This is a genomic window from Kaistella sp. SH40-3, assembly GCF_030686865.1.
Lineage (GTDB): Bacteria > Bacteroidota > Bacteroidia > Flavobacteriales > Weeksellaceae > Kaistella.
Genome location: NZ_JAQYUS010000011.1, coordinates 1 through 15,327, shown reverse-complemented (window position 1 = coordinate 15,327; position 15,327 = coordinate 1). Strand labels below are relative to the sequence as shown.

The window sequence follows — 15,327 nt, the reverse complement described above, 5'->3', positions numbered from 1 at the left end:
GTATAACGAGGAGACAAACATTTTGATTTTCCGGTGGTAAGAAGAAATGCCTGAAGTTATAGCCCCGATGGGAGCGGCATCCCTCCCGTTTCCGATTTTCGGACCGGGAGGATATAGTGGACAGCGGGACGGGTTTTGTAAGTAGCGATTGTTTTTGTGCTTCTAAATTAAAATTTGATAACTTTAATTTTTACCAACAAAAAAGCCGTTTCAATTACTGAAACGGCTTTTTCATAAATAAAATAACTATAATTATAACTGATGTTTCGGAGTAAATCCGTCTTCACTTAGTTCTTTGTGTTCATAATCGGCTACCATTTCACTTTCGTAATCTACCTTTTCATCTTTACCCATTCTTCTGAGCATAGAGTCGAAAAGTGAATATACCACAGGAACAATAATTAAGGTAAGGAATAGCGACGATGTTAAACCACCGATTACTACCCAAGCCAAACCGTTGTTCATTTCGGCGCCGGCTCCTTTTGCTAAGGCGATTGGAAGCATCCCGAAAATCATCGCAATCGTCGTCATCAAAATCGGACGAAGTCTGGCGTGATTTGCCTGTATTAAAGCATCGTGGGTATTTTCACCTGCCGCTTTACGCATATTGGTGAAATCGACAATCATAATCGCATTCTTCGCCACCAAACCAATCAACATAATCATCCCCAACATGGTAAAAATGTTAATGGAATTATTGGTCAAAGCCAAAATTACCATTACTCCGATCAAGGCCAAAGGAATTGAGAACAAGACCACAAATGGATAAACGAAACTGTCATACAGCGAAACCATTACCAAATATACCAATACAACAGCCGCCAATAAAGCGAGTCCTAAAGTACCGAAACCTTCGGTCTGGTTTTCCATATCACCACTCCAGATGTAATTTACTCCGGCTGGTTTTGTTTTTTCATTGTCCATAAACATGGCTGCCCATTCGTTTGCAACATCACCGGCAGGACGACCTACTACTTTTGACATTACTTTTACAGATGGCGATTTGTCTCTTCGTTGCAGCAAACTCGGTCCTGAACTCATGTCTACATTCGCAAACTGGCTCAATCTGATCTGTTCCCCATTATTGTTTGTAAACATTAAGTTTCTAACGTCATCAATGGATTGTCGGTTCGCATCTGCAAAACGGATGTTGATGTCATATTCATACTCTCCTGCGCGGTATTTCCCATCGGTGTTACCATTAAAGGCAGTCTGCATTGCTTGACCAACACTTGAAAGGTTAAGACCTAGAGTCGCCATTTTATCACGGTCGATATTCACCCGAACCTCCGGACTTCCGGTATCGGTGGACAATTCTGCATCTACTGCGCCCGGAACTTTTTTCAATAATTCTAAGATTCTGTTGGCTTCTTTGTTTGCCGTTTCATTATCTGCAGCGGTTACCACCATTTCGATTGGGGCATTATCTGCTCCCATCAATCCGATTGGTGCGGTTTTAAATTCGACACCGGTAAATTTTTCTTCAAGATCTCTCTTGAATTTGGCCGCTAAGATGTCGGTGCTTTGGGCACGTTCCGATTTGTCAACCAAGTTCACCTGAACTTCCGCCTGATAAACGGTTGCCTGTGATGCTCCAAAACCTGTAGATTGCTGACCCACCGTGGTAATTAAATCAACCACATCTTTGTTAGAACGCAAATATTTCTCAACATTTAAAGTGACCTGATTGGTTTTTTCAACGGTTGCATCTTTTGGTAATTCTATCTGTACCAAGAATTGACCACGATCCATCTTTGGGAAAAATTCTCCCCCAATGAAACCGAAACCGACCAACGCAAATGAGGAAATTAAAATAATAAAAGTGATAACAACCGTCATTATTCTTCTCAGTCCTGTTTTCAAACACCACTCGAGAATTCCTGTAATGAAGTGCGTGAATTTATCCAGTTGTCCTTCAAACCAAAGGATGAATTTTTCAAATGGATTTTTACCCGTAAGATGTACGACTTTTCCAAATCTTGAAGACAACCATGGAATAATAGTAAAGGACGCTAATAAGGAGAACAAAGTCGCCATAACCACGGTTACACAGAATTGCGCTAAAATATCAGATACCAAACCTGAACTCATCGCAATTGGTAAGAACACCACCACAATAACCAAGGTAATTGCTGTTACGGTAAATCCAATTTCTGAAGCACCATCATACGCTGCACGAATTCTGCTCTTGCCCATTTCCATATGTCGGTAAACGTTTTCGAGGACCACAATGGCATCATCCACCAAAATACCAACTACCAGTGAGAGTCCTAATAAACTCATTAAGTTTAAGGTATACCCCATTAAATACATTCCAATGAACGTCGCAATCAACGATAATGGAATCGAAACCATTACGATGAAGGCATTTCTAATATTATGAAGGAAAAGCAACATTACGATCGCCACAAGAATCACCGCAATCACCAAATCGAAAATCACGTGGTCTGCTGCTGCTAAAGTAAAGTCTGTACTGTCATCAACAATTTTCACGTTAAGACCCTGAACTGCGTAATTCTTGGTAACTTCAGCAATTGTTTTCTGAACGTTTTCAGACACGGCAACGGCATTGGCATCCGACTGTTTTTTTACCTGCATCAAAATCGTAGGATTCTGATTATATCTTGCAATTTTTTCTACATCCTGCGTGGTATCAAAAACGTTGGCAACATCTGAAAGTCGGATTTGCGCTCCATTTCTATTTGAAATTACGAGATTACTCATCTCTTCAATCGACTTGTATTTTCCAGATAGTCGAATGGTTGATTTGGACGTTCTCGATTTTAAACTTCCTGTAGGGAAATCTAAGTTGGAAGAAAGGATCGCCTGTTGTACTTCTCCAATGGAAATATTATAACCCTGCAATTTCTTTTCATCAATATTAACCTGAATTTCACGCTCCTGTCCACCTACGAGGTCAACTTGGGCAACACCGCTTACACGGGAAAAAATTGGTTCAATTTTCTTATCCAGAAGATCATACAATTCTCTGTTGTTCAACTTATTACTGGAAATACTCATCGTCATAATTGGTAAATCATCCAGGGAGAATTTATTTAATGACGGAGCATCGATGTCATCCGGAAGTTGAGATAAAATTGCATTTACCTTACGTTGTGCATCATTCAGGGCGTAATTAACATCAGCACCTGTATTCAGTTGAACCATGATTACGGAAAGACTTTCGTAAGACGATGATTCTACCTTTTTTACGTTTTCTAAAGATCCTACGGCATCTTCAATTTTACGGGTCACCGAAGTTTCTACCTCACTTGGCGAGGCTCCCGGATAGACCGTAGAAATCGTGACCACATTGGTTTCAAATTTCGGGATCAGTTCGTACCCCATCATAGAGTAACTCAGTAAACCACCTAAAGTAAGTATCGTAAATAAAACGATGACTAACGAGGGTCTTTTAATTGATATTTCTGCTAATTTCATCTTTCTACTTTACGATGTTTATTTTTGAACCGTTGTCCAGGTTGATCTGTCCGCTGGTAATTACCTGCTCTCCTCCATTTAATCCGCTCACGATCTGTACTTTGTTACCATACACTTTTCCGGTTTTCACGTTGATCATTTTCGCTGTTCCGTTTTCAACGATGAATAACTGTCCTGAACTTACGCCATTTACAAATGCTTCTGCTGGAACGGTTAACATATTTTGATTTTCAGCACCGTAATTGGTTTTGAATAAAGCGGTTCCGTACATACCGGCTTTTAAACTTCCGTTGTTGGCCACTTCAATTTCTACCGGGAAATTTAAAGAGGCATCACTTTTGGGAGCGATGAAGGTAATTCTTCCGGCGAAAGATTCATCAGGTAAAACGTTCACAGTAATTGGAACAGTTTGTCCAATTTGAATTCTGCCAATCTGACTTTCGTCCACCAAAACAGATAATTTTAAACTGTTGATATTAACGATTTCGAACAAAGGAGTTCCCGGTGCAACGACCATTCCCGGTTCAACCATTTTTTTATTAATAATTCCGCTGATTCCGGCTCTTACGCTGGTATCATTTACTCTTACGCTTTGTGCACGAACAGCAGACTGCATATTTTTCAACTGTAATCTGGAATTATCCAACTGTTGTTTCGTAACTCCGCCGGTTTTATATGCGTTCTCATAACGCTGGTTATCGATGATGGCGTTTTGTAAATTATTCTGTGCCTGGCTTAGATCTACTTCGATCGCATCTCTTTTGATAGTTGCTAAAACCTGACCTGCTCCTACTCTGGAACCTTCTCTCACCAAGACATTCACAATACGTCCGGAGATTTCTGAAGACTGATTCGTTTCCTGTTTCGGGATAAATGTTCCGTTGGCAGAATAATCAGTATTGATATTTTCTCTGCTTGCCGTCACAACATTCACATTGATTTTGTCAACTTGCTTGGCAACTTCGGCCACTTCTTTCTTTTGATTCGCTTTATTACTGGCAATTTTGTACGCTCCTAAACCGATGAGTACGACTGCGACGATAATATATATTAAAGTTTTTTTCATAAGAATATATTTATTTTTTTTTAAGGACTTATGCAATCGCTGTATTTTTAAGGGTATTTGGGTTAATCAATCTTGGCGATTTCATCTTAATTATTATTTTTTTTAATGTCAAAAGGAAACTTTCAACACGATTTTATTTTTAGTTTATTTTAAATAGGTTTTAAGTTCGCCTTTCGATTTATAATATTGAATTTCTGCAATTTTATAATCCAGGATCGCATTGCTGTAATTGTTTTTCGCTTCTACCAGAGCATTTTCGGCCTCTAACAAATCCGTAAGCGTTGCTAAACCATATTGGTAATTGCTTTTGGTATTGGCCGCTACGGTTTCCGCAAGACTTACGTTGGCTTTTTGACTTTCTAAAGAAGCAAGACTGTTCTCAATTTGAGATTTCGCGTTTTGATACGACAAATCTAAACCAAGTTTGGTGTCTTTAATATCAACTTCCAATTTCTCCAGTTCTATTTGCGCCATTGCTACTCTCGCTTTCGTGGCAAAACCATTAAAAATAGGAATATTTACGCCCAAAGTAATCGCAGAATAATCTGACCAGAAAACGCCGCTTTTTTCGCCGTGGGTTAAAGGAAATTTATCTCCCAATCCTTGGTAACTGTAATTCGCATTTAAGTTCACCGTCGGATAGTAATCCGCTTCAACTGCTTTTTTATTATACTGTAACAATTCTTTTTGTTTGGCTAAAAGTTGGACTTCCGCTCTGTTATCTGTTTCTATAACATCATCTAACAAATGTGGAGTGACTTCCATATCGGCTTTCACCAATTCAATTTCTGTTTCAATTGGCATTCCCATGTAAAACTTCAACGCATTTTCCGCTTGGTTAATGCCGTTTTCCTGCTGCTTCAAAATGGTGCTGATATTCGTCAAATTTACATTGGTTCGATCCAAATCCACTTTTTTCGCCAACCCATTATCGAACAAACTTTTGATTACATTTCTGGCTTTTTCAGTACTTGCATAACTGCTTTCTAAAGTTTCCTTTTTCTGCTGAATCGTAAAGACCTGAAAGTAAGCATCTGAAACTCTTTCTATAATCTGCTCTTCAGTTAACTGTTCGTTGATTTGATAAAATTCTTTGGTTGATTTTGCCGCTTTCAGTCCGATGAATACTTTTTGGTTAAAAATCGCCTGAGACAACTGCAAACCTGCACCGGCATTCCATTTCTGTCCGAAAGAAATCAACTGTATATTGCTTGGCCCACCACTAAATGCACCCACATCTAAGGCAGATTTCTGCAAAAGCGGATTATAGGTAAGATTCGCAACACCCGAAAGATGGGGCAATGCATTCGATTTCGCTTCCATAATTTGATAATCGGCATTCCGAACATCCAGTTTTGCTTTTAGCGCTTCTGCTTTATTTTGAAGCGCGTACTCTATGGCTTGTTTTAAGGTAACCGTCTGCTGCGCTTTCAATCCTGTGATTGAGCCGGCAAAGAGGGCGACGAAAGCCATTTTTCTCCAATTGGTCATTTTATGTTATTGTTATTTATTACAGATTATAATTAAGTTCACCTCCATTAAGTTGAAATATTAGGTATCAAACTTACAGGAGAACTACAAGATATTATTTTTGGTGAAGACTTTTTAGTACTTCTTTTCCCTTTTCGTTCGTAATCGCGTTCATGTAAAGCATCAAAGACTCCTGCATAAAAAATTCACGTTCGATTGCTTCCGTATCAAAAAATGGAGAACTGTCATAAGACATTACGAGTTGAAAAAAAATCTTCGCATAAAGTTCTGCGTTGAAATCTTCTCGGTAAAGCCCTTGCTGTCTTCCTTTTTCAATATTGTGAACCAATACTTCTGCGAATTTTGTTGAGAAATTCAACATGTGTTTGTGAAAAATAGCAGGGTAATATTTTAACAGTTGGCGAATCAGAATATTATTGTTAGAGTTCGAAACCTTGTCGATTTCTTCGTCCCGACAAAACATTCTTTCAATGGCATTTTCAACATTGTCATCCAGATACTGAAGTCGGTCGATCACTTCTTGAAGTTTGTATTCCAAAACTTCTTCCAATAATTCCTCTTTATTTTTATATTTCTGATAAAGGGTTTTCTTAGAAATTCCAAACTCTTTTGCAATCTCATCCATCGTCACGGATTTCGCGCCGTTATTGATGAAAAGTTCTGAGGCTTTACTTAAAAAAATTGTTTTTTCGTCCATAATTCGGGGGCAAAGATACAAAAGAAAACTAAAAAAACAAAATTAGTTTCCAAGTTTTCAGAGTTAATACGTTCGATAGATAAAAGTAATAATGATAGATAGAAGCGTAACCTTTTCAATTATTTAAAAGCTTTTCAAACGTATTAATCTGGAAATGAGTAAGGTTGCACGTGTGTCGAAAATGATTTGAAAAAACCATTTTTATTTGAAAGAGCAGGTTTAGCGTAATAAAAAACTCTTATTCAATCTCACTTAATACATTAGGAATATCGGTGGTGACAAAATCAATTCCCTGTTTTTTTAACTGTTGAAATATCTCAATATGATTGACTGTCCAGGAATTTGTAGTTAAACCTAAAGTTTTGGCTTCTGAAATCCAGGAAAGATTTTTCAGGAGAACAGAATGATGATAATCAATTCCATCAAGTCCTTTTTCTTTTATTTCTAAAGGCGAAAGATCTCCGTTCAAATAATAGACTTTGAAAGAAGATTCGGCTTTTTTAATTTGCTCACAAATATTTAGGCTGAAGGAAATAAATTCGGTTTGGGATTTCAGGTGAAGTTCTTCAACCAATTGAATCGCTTTTTGAACCAAGTCATTTTCTTTAATTTTAGAATTAATGGGTTTCAATTCAATCATCAGTTTTAATGATTGATTCTCTTTTCCTTTTTCTAAATAATCCTTTAAAGTTGGAATATTCTCCCCGTTTTGTAATTTCAGTTTTTCCAAATCAGAAAAATTTGTTTCTGAAATTTCCAATTTCCCGTAATACTCATCATGATAGACAATCAGCACACCGTCTTTTGAGATTCGAACATCAAACTCTGTCCCATAAATAGTTAAATTCTGAGCATTTTTTAAACTTTGAATAGAATTTTCAGCAGTTGCAGGATTCGTTTTCCAAAAGCCGCGATGCGCAATAATTTGAGTTTGCATGATTTACAAATTTAAAACTAAAAAAAACAAAAGCGGGCAAAAACCCGCTTTTGATATAAGTATTTAAACTCTTTATTAATTTTTAAAGAATGACGATTAAGGATTGGTTGAAAAAATAGAACCATTAGCAATTAATGCTCTTCTGTTCATTTTCAAAATATCTCTTACCCATTCAGCAAAATCTTCAGGTTGAAGTACAGTTTCTGGATTTCCATCGGTCAAACCACCTTGAATCGACAAATCAGAAGCGATCGTACTTGGCGTTAAAGTAATGACGCGGATATTCTGTTTACGCCATTCTGCCATCATCGACTGTGATAACGAAACTACGGCCGCTTTCGAAGCAGCATAAGCCGACATATTTGGCCCACCTTTTAAACCTGCTGTTGAAGCAACGTTGACGATATCGCCCGCTCCTTTTTCTTTTAAAAATGGATAGACTGCCTTTGCAGCATAATAAACGCCGAACAAATTGGTCTTAATTACCTGTTCCCAAGTTTCAGACGGCATTTCTTCAATACTTCCAAAATCACCAATTCCAGCGTTGTTGATGAGAATATCTACTCCACCTAAATCCTTTGCCAGATCTGAAATTCCTTTTTGAACCGCAGATTCATCATCCACACTGAAAATGGCGTAAGAAGCCTGAACTCCTAAACCCTTCAATTCTTCAACGGTTGTTTTTAAGTTTTCTTCATTACGTCCTGTGATGCCGATATTGACACCTTCTTTAGCCAAAATTAAAGCCACTGCTTTTCCAAGACCTCTACCTCCACCTGTAACGATGGCGTTTTTTCCTTTTAAATTCATTTGATTTATTTTTATAGTACAAATTTACTGAATACAATATTGCTTACTCTCTGATCGTGATTAATTTTTCTAAACCCATTCTTTTAACGCAAATACGCAAACGTTTCTACCAAAATGCTACCTAAAATTACGAGCGCAAAGGCGTTTCACTTAGCAAAGAGGAAAAAGTATAAAGTTTACACTACACGATGCTATCCTTTTTAGCACTTTTGGAATACTATAAAGAACAAAACTTTTGTGCCTTTTGTGGTTTAAAAAATTCAGATAATTAACTAGCAATTTATAATGTTTTCAATAAATTTTCATTTACATTTTGTTTTAATAAACTGATATAATAATCTGACGGCAACTCCGGTACCCCCACTTTGTCGGTATCCTTTTGCATCATTTACAAATGAGGCTCCGGCGATATCCAAATGGATCCATGGGTAATCGGTGAAATGTTCCAGGAATTTTCCGGCGGTTGTTGCGCCACCAATTGGTCCACCGATATTTTTTAAATCTGCAATATCAGATTTTAGTAAATCTTCAAATTCTGTCCAGAATGGCAGTTGGATCAATCTTTCATAAGTCTCTTCTCCAGACACCTTCAATAAGTCCATAGCACTTTGATCATTTCCGGCCATTGCAATTCCGAACGATCCTGTGATTGCTACAGAAGCGCCTGTCAATGTTGCCATATCAACCACTAATTCAGGATTAAAACGTTCTGCATAAGTCAAAGCATCAGCTAAAACCAAACGTCCTTCGGCATCGGTATTTTGAACTTCTACAGTCGTTCCATCCATCATGGTAATGATATCATCGACTACCAAAGCATCAGAAGAAATTTTGTTATCTGTTGCTGAAACCAAACCGATAATATGGTAGGGCAGTTTATTTGCGGCAGCGGCGGAAACAATTCCTAAAACTGCGGCTCCACCGGCCATATCGGATTTCATAGAAGTCATATTCCCTCCTACTTTTATTGAATAACCGCCTGTATCAAACGTAACTCCTTTACCAACCAAAACTAAAGGTTTCTCATTGACCGCATTTTCAGGTTTATAATTGAAAATATTAAATGTTGGTGGTATAGAAGATCCTCTGTTGACGGCAAGAATTCCGCCCATTCGCAATTCTTCAATTTGTGCTTTACCTAATATTTGAGTTTCAAATCCGAATTTCTTTCCAGCATCTACGGCGTATTCTGCGAATTTCAGCGCATCCATAAATTGAGGCGGTTCATTGACCATGGTTTTGGTTAATGAGACTGCTTCGGCAAGTTTTTTTAATTCAGTCAAAGACTTTTCATCAATGAAATTTGAAGTACAAGAAACTTTAATCTGAACGCCTGATTTCTCTTTTTTATATCTAGAAAAACTGTAACTGCTCAAAAGCAAACCTTCAAGAAAAGCGATTCTTTGATTTTCATCTAAATCCTGTACGCCATTAATGTTAACCTCTTTACAATTCTCATTTTTCAAAGCCTGAAAAACCGAAGCACCGGCAAGTCTTAAACTTTCTAGATCTGTTTTTGGAAGAGCGATTAAAAACTTCTGAATATCACCATTGGTGATGATTACTTTGTTCTTCTTTTTTTCAAAGGCTTCCTTAATCGATTCAACAACCGATTTTGGATATTGGTTTGAAACCTCATCTGCAGAATTGATAAGCAGTTCTAATTCATTACCATTCTTATTATCGTTTTGAGAGTTCAATATTAACTCTGCGTTTAAATAATTATCTATCATTTTTAATTCTTTATTTTAAATTTTATTTATTACTAAATTGCTATTATGAACCAATTATGGCTTTAATAATTGCGAAATCTGCTCAACCACCGCTGTTGGATGTGCACCTTGATGTAAAGAATCGGAGGCTACTTTAAAGGCTAAAATCTCAAGTCCGAGTTCTTTTCCTTTCTGCTCAATCATTTTCATAAGGTCGTTCATTTCAATTTGATATCCGATCATCATGAAGTTTGAGTGCATTTTTTCAGCAATTTCAATATCGGTTTCTCCGAATGCTTTTCCGACAATGACAGGAAAAAGAAACTGCTCTTCTACAAATTCTTCATCAGCCACAGGAAATGATTCTAAAAACTCAGGATAGTTAAATCTTGTTTTTGCGCTTTCCAAAATATACTCGGGCACCAAATCGATTTCTTCATCAGATAAATGACTTAAGGCGTCGTTATCATCATCTTCGTCTTCATCATAAAAGTCTTCGTCCTCCTCTAAAAAATCTTCATCTCCTATTTCAAAATCTTCGTTAAGGTCGTCAAGTTTTTCTCCGTCTTCGTCCTCAAAAGTATCTTCTTCGCCATCGAAAATTTCTTCATCCGCAGGATTTATATTTGATTTCGATTGCATTTTCTTCATCTCCTGCTGAACCAATTTGTAAAATTCATCAAAGCGAAATTCATATTTTTCATCGAGTTCTTTCAACTCTTCTTCAACCTCCTCCAAAAGTTCTACGTCCTCTTCAAAGATTTCCTCTTCAGTTGCAATGTCCCGAAGCCAAATTTTATCCCGTTGCAGCATACTGAAAACCCTGAAAATAACTTTTTCCGCTTCTTTACGGTCTTCATCTTCTATCAGAATATCAAAAGCAGAAAGGTTTTCAAGGTAAAAATTTTTATCGATCATAGTAAACGGTTTTTTTTATTTAAATTGATGAGAGATTCCATTTGAAAGTACTGAGAGATGTTCTTCATGACTGGTCAAAAACTCCCTCTCTAAGGCGCCGAAATTTACGATTTTTTTAAGTTTAATCGAAATCATTTACCTCTTAAGTTTTTAAAATTTGAATTTGTGAGGTTGCTTTATTTAGCATTACTTCTGAAAAGTAAATCTATCTGCACTAGACTTTGCTATAAAAATTAAACCGACCATTTTTGAAACCAAAAAAGTCCTGTTTTTCAACAGGACTTTTTATGATATTTCAATTAGTATTGTGCTAATGGCAGAAATGTAATTTTTAGTTTTTAAATACCGTTTTTCCGTCCTTAGTCAACTCATACTGATCACCTTTACCACGTAATTCGTAGTGGTCATTTTTGTACCAGATTCCTGAGGCTGCTTTTTCTTCTTTAAGATCGATTTGATCACCGCCGTTTAAATAGGCTTTTACAGTTCCGTCTGAATTGTTAAAATTCATGGTCAAAACATCGCCTTTATCATTTTTCGCTTCCAGATTAACTTTATCATCGGTATGTTCAAAAACTACTTTACCGTCTTTTTTCAATTCAATATCGTTGCCTTTTCCTGTTAATTCGTACGTATCATTTTTAAACCATACTCCTGACGCCGATTTCTCCTGCACCAATTCGATTGTTTCGCCATTAAAATTAACGGTTGCAAGACCTTTTATAGGATCCACCGCCAACTCGAGTGTTTTGCCGTTTTTATCTGTTGAAGTTGTTTTTATAATTTGATCTGAATTGGTCTGATCTACTGATTCTGTAGTGGTTGTAACATCCTTACTCTCCTTCTTTGCAGTATCGTTGCAAGAAGTTAGAAATAAAGCAGAAGTCATTGCAAGTGTTAAAATAGTCTTGTTCATTTGTAATATTATTTTTTTTAAAGTTCCTATAAATTTTAAACTTAAAATTCAGGACCATACAATACAAGAACATTGCCAAAATAGATAATTAGAAACATTATATAATGGTTCAAAATTTAATAGAAAAACCGTTTTGATCGCAGTTCAATGTGTAATTCATTACATATTCTTAAAGTAAAAATTTGCACGATATCAAACATTTTAATTTACACCCAATGTATCGATTTTATGACCCAACAAAAAAGAGAACTCCCTAATTTTGGAAATTCTCTTTTGCATATTTTGACGGAAAAGAAGTAATTAATTAGTGGCATTTTTAAGAGTCCACCTATTTCCATTCTTAGTCGTCGTTTTAATTAGTTTTCCTTCATCGGTTAACTGTTCTAAAAGCGTTTCGCTTTCCGATTTTGATAAACCTGATAATTCGGCAAATTCTGTTTTCGTCAAAGTGGGATATTTTGCAAATAAGCCGCTCCATGAATGATCGTATTCTTTTTTTACTGCTTTAGGAAAAGTTTTTAAAACGGCATTTTCATAGTCTTGATAAGGCCTGAAACCGTAAACGATTTCCTGATTATTTTCACCGTCTATAAAAAACAACGTAGGAAAACCTCGCACACGCATGTTCTGCGCCAAACTTAAGTCGGCCTGAAATAAATCTTTCGCCCGGCTTTCGTAATCTTTTTTAAGTTTTGCGGGATCTAGGTCATTTTCCGTCGCAGCCTGACTCATATATTCCCACTTCGTGATATTTTTCTTTTCCAAAAAGACCATTTCTTTTAAAGTTCGCATAAAGGCAATCGCTTTGTCATCATCCTGCATTTGTGCTGCTTTAAATGCAATAGAAGGCGGATAGGAAGAATTCAACGGATCTTCAAGCCACAAATCGCCATCAATCGGCATATCGTAATATTCGCTTACTTCGTCCCAGTGATGCGCCACATCGGAAGGTTTGCTGATTCCGCCACTATTGTACTTCCAGTCCGGTAAAAGTCCGCCCATGCGGTAATCGATTTCAATCTGATCGCCATATTCCAGTTTTAATTTTCGCAGTTGAGGTTCAATTCCCCACATGAAGAACAAATAGGATCGGTGAAGTAAATGATTTTTACAGGTTTTGTTTGGCTCGAAATGAATTCGGCTTCTGCGGATTTTTCTTCGGTTGGTATTTCACAAACCCCAGTTTCAGGGTTACATAAGAGTGGATTATTAAATGTATTTTCCATAACAGAATTTTTTTGTTGACTGTCACAATCACTTTTTAATAAAATATATAAATCAAAACAAAGGGATTGCTTTCGTCGTACTTAATATATTGATTAACTTTGAAGCAAAGGTCTGCCAATTAACCTGACTTCACAATAAGTCAGAAAAATATGACTACTCAAAAGAATGGAAAACGAAAAGTCCTGTCCTGCAGAAGGATTATTAAAATTACTTTCCGGTAAATGGAAACCACAAATTTTTAAACTTGCACTTGATGATTCTGTCCGATTCAGTTCGCTATTGCGCGATATTGAAGGTTCTAACAAATAGTCGATTGCAGTGGCTTTAAAAGAACTGGAAGAGCAAGGTTTATTAGAAAAAATTACCGTTCAACTAAAACCTTTGCATATCGAATACAATTTATCTGAAAAGGGTAAATCATTAATTCCGGTTTTCCGCCAGTTGGAAATGTTGTCATAGCGGTTTATTAATAATGATTTTAGCCACAAAAAAAGCACCTACATCGCTGTAAGTGCTTCTATTCCAATATTGTGGCCCCACCTGGGCTCGAACCAGGGACTTGCTGATTATGAGAAACGACCCGAAGCCTTTCATATGCTTTCATTTACATTCAAAGTCGTTGATTATATTGCAGTTACGGATATTGCTTCTTACTTTTGGTTTCATCTAATTTCTCAAAAAGATACCACATGTTGTACCTATGTTGTACCTAAAACCAAAAAAAATGAGCGCAAGTATCAAAATTGTATGTAAAAAGAAAGTTTTAAAAACAGGATTATTTCCAATCTATCTCCGTGTAACTATTGACCGTAAATCAACGTTCTACTCTACTCCATATTCTTGCAAATTATCCGAGTGGAACAGTGCACAAAGTGAATTTACAATAAAATTTAGAAATCATCTCAGTTTTAATAAATCTTTAAGAAAATTAAAAGATGATGCTTCTGATACTGTCGATCTATTAGAAAAAAAATACGGACAGTATAACCTTATCCATTTTGATAAATATTTTTCCTTAAAAGAAAAAAAAGGATTTTCATTTATTGAACTTTTCGAAAAGGAAATACAAATTTTCAAAGATAATGATCAAGTAAATTATGCCTCGTCTATGGGCAATTCAATATCGGCACTAAGGAAATTTAAAACAGATTTAGATCAATATGCTTTTGAAAACATTGATTTTCAATTTTTAACAGATTTTGAAAATTTCTTAAGAAAGCGAGGAGCAAACGACGGAGGAATTGGGGTTTATATGAGAAATATAAGAACGATTTACAACAAGGCGATTAATTACAAAATTGTACAACCTCAATTTTATCCTTTTCGCGAATTTAAAATTTCCAAATTCAAAAAGAGAAATATACGGAAAGCCTTGACAGAAGTAGAATTTAAAAGTTTGTTAGACTTTGACATTAGTACTATACCAGCTGCGAAAAATGCAAGATTTCTTTACATTTTTTCATTCTACGCAAGAGGAATGAATTTTACAGATTTAGCAGAATTAAAGTGGTCTGATTTAGACAGCAATCATTTCAATTATGTAAGAAATAAAACAGAGGTATTTTTAAAAATAAAACTACCAAATTTGCCAATCATTGAAGAGATATTAAAATTCTATAAGCTCTATCGACCTTTTGAAACTCCTTATATTTTCCCAATTCTTAAAAAAAATCTAGATTTATATACTGCAGAAGAATTAATCGCTCGTAAAGATAGCGTTCGTTGCTATTACAACATACAACTAAAAAAAATGCTTAAATCGTGTGGTATTGAGAAGAATATAACGTTTTATACTGCACGTCATACTTTTGCTACAACTGCACTGAGAAAGGATGTAAATATTAACATAATCAAACAATCTCTTGGTCATAAAAGAATTAGCACGACAGAAAGTTATCTTGATGATTTTCTAGATAGTGAAGTGGATCAAGTGATAACGAATATGTTTTAAGATACTCTTCTAATTTTAATACCAATTTATATGTTTCTTCAAAAAGTAATCCAGTTATAAGATTAGAATAATTGTACTCTATTAAATTAATACCTTTATTTTTATTGTTGGTCATAGATTTTTCTCTCTCGTTTCATATGTTAAAATTAGGGTTTTATGCT

14 protein-coding genes are annotated in these 15,327 nt (G+C 36.0%); 3 read left to right on the top strand and 11 right to left on the bottom strand.

The window, feature by feature from the left end; all coding sequences use genetic code 11:
- Positions 1-252: 252 nt before the first annotated feature.
- From PUH65_RS14020 to PUH65_RS14960, 11 genes are all read right to left on the bottom strand, one after another.
- Positions 253-3,441: an efflux RND transporter permease subunit gene (locus PUH65_RS14020; protein WP_305520652.1), complete on the bottom strand. Its 3,189-nt coding sequence runs from the start codon at positions 3,439-3,441 to the stop codon at positions 253-255.
- A gap of 4 nt (positions 3,442-3,445) precedes the next feature.
- Positions 3,446-4,507 (bottom strand): efflux RND transporter periplasmic adaptor subunit, encoded by a 1,062-nt coding sequence (locus PUH65_RS14015; protein ID WP_125023157.1) that lies wholly within the window; start codon positions 4,505-4,507, stop codon positions 3,446-3,448.
- Positions 4,508-4,651: 144 nt separating this feature from the next.
- On the bottom strand, positions 4,652-5,998 hold the full coding sequence (locus tag PUH65_RS14010; RefSeq protein WP_370692053.1) for a TolC family protein: 1,347 nt from the start codon (positions 5,996-5,998) through the stop codon (positions 4,652-4,654).
- 94 nt (positions 5,999-6,092) lie between these two features.
- Positions 6,093-6,695 (bottom strand): TetR/AcrR family transcriptional regulator, encoded by a 603-nt coding sequence (locus tag PUH65_RS14005; RefSeq protein WP_305520651.1) that lies wholly within the window; start codon positions 6,693-6,695, stop codon positions 6,093-6,095.
- 238 nt (positions 6,696-6,933) lie between these two features.
- Positions 6,934-7,632, bottom strand: a complete 699-nt coding sequence (locus PUH65_RS14000; protein ID WP_305520650.1) for a glycerophosphodiester phosphodiesterase family protein — start codon at positions 7,630-7,632, stop codon at positions 6,934-6,936.
- Between the two features lie 96 nt (positions 7,633-7,728).
- A complete protein-coding gene (locus PUH65_RS13995; protein ID WP_305520649.1) occupies positions 7,729-8,442 on the bottom strand; it encodes a 3-ketoacyl-ACP reductase in 714 nt (237 codons plus the stop codon).
- Positions 8,443-8,744: 302 nt separating this feature from the next.
- On the bottom strand, positions 8,745-10,175 hold the full coding sequence (locus PUH65_RS13990; RefSeq protein ID WP_305520648.1) for a M17 family metallopeptidase: 1,431 nt from the start codon (positions 10,173-10,175) through the stop codon (positions 8,745-8,747).
- Between the two features lie 54 nt (positions 10,176-10,229).
- Positions 10,230-11,072 (bottom strand): hypothetical protein, encoded by an 843-nt coding sequence (locus PUH65_RS13985; protein ID WP_305520647.1) that lies wholly within the window; start codon positions 11,070-11,072, stop codon positions 10,230-10,232.
- 331 nt (positions 11,073-11,403) lie between these two features.
- Positions 11,404-11,988 (bottom strand): MliC family protein, encoded by a 585-nt coding sequence (locus PUH65_RS13980; protein WP_305520646.1) that lies wholly within the window; start codon positions 11,986-11,988, stop codon positions 11,404-11,406.
- Between the two features lie 300 nt (positions 11,989-12,288).
- Positions 12,289-13,062, bottom strand: coding sequence for a DsbA family protein (locus PUH65_RS13975; protein WP_370692052.1), 774 nt, complete (start codon positions 13,060-13,062; stop codon positions 12,289-12,291).
- The gene (locus PUH65_RS14960) at positions 13,029-13,214 is read right to left on the bottom strand and encodes a hypothetical protein (RefSeq protein ID WP_370692051.1); all 186 of its coding nucleotides are present in this window, start codon (positions 13,212-13,214) and stop codon (positions 13,029-13,031) included. Before PUH65_RS14960 ends, PUH65_RS13975 begins: the two co-directional genes overlap by 34 nt.
- Before the next feature lie 166 nt (positions 13,215-13,380).
- Between PUH65_RS14960 and PUH65_RS14955 the strand changes: the two genes are divergently transcribed.
- From PUH65_RS14955 to PUH65_RS13965, 3 genes are all read left to right on the top strand, one after another.
- The gene (locus PUH65_RS14955; RefSeq protein ID WP_370692050.1) at positions 13,381-13,524 is read left to right on the top strand and encodes a winged helix-turn-helix transcriptional regulator; all 144 of its coding nucleotides are present in this window, start codon (positions 13,381-13,383) and stop codon (positions 13,522-13,524) included.
- Between the two features lie 9 nt (positions 13,525-13,533).
- Positions 13,534-13,674 (top strand): winged helix-turn-helix transcriptional regulator, encoded by a 141-nt coding sequence (locus tag PUH65_RS14950; RefSeq protein ID WP_370692049.1) that lies wholly within the window; start codon positions 13,534-13,536, stop codon positions 13,672-13,674.
- A 265-nt stretch (positions 13,675-13,939) separates the two neighbouring features.
- Positions 13,940-15,166, top strand: coding sequence for a site-specific integrase (locus tag PUH65_RS13965; protein ID WP_305520645.1), 1,227 nt, complete (start codon positions 13,940-13,942; stop codon positions 15,164-15,166).
- The last annotated feature ends 161 nt before the right edge of the window (positions 15,167-15,327 follow it).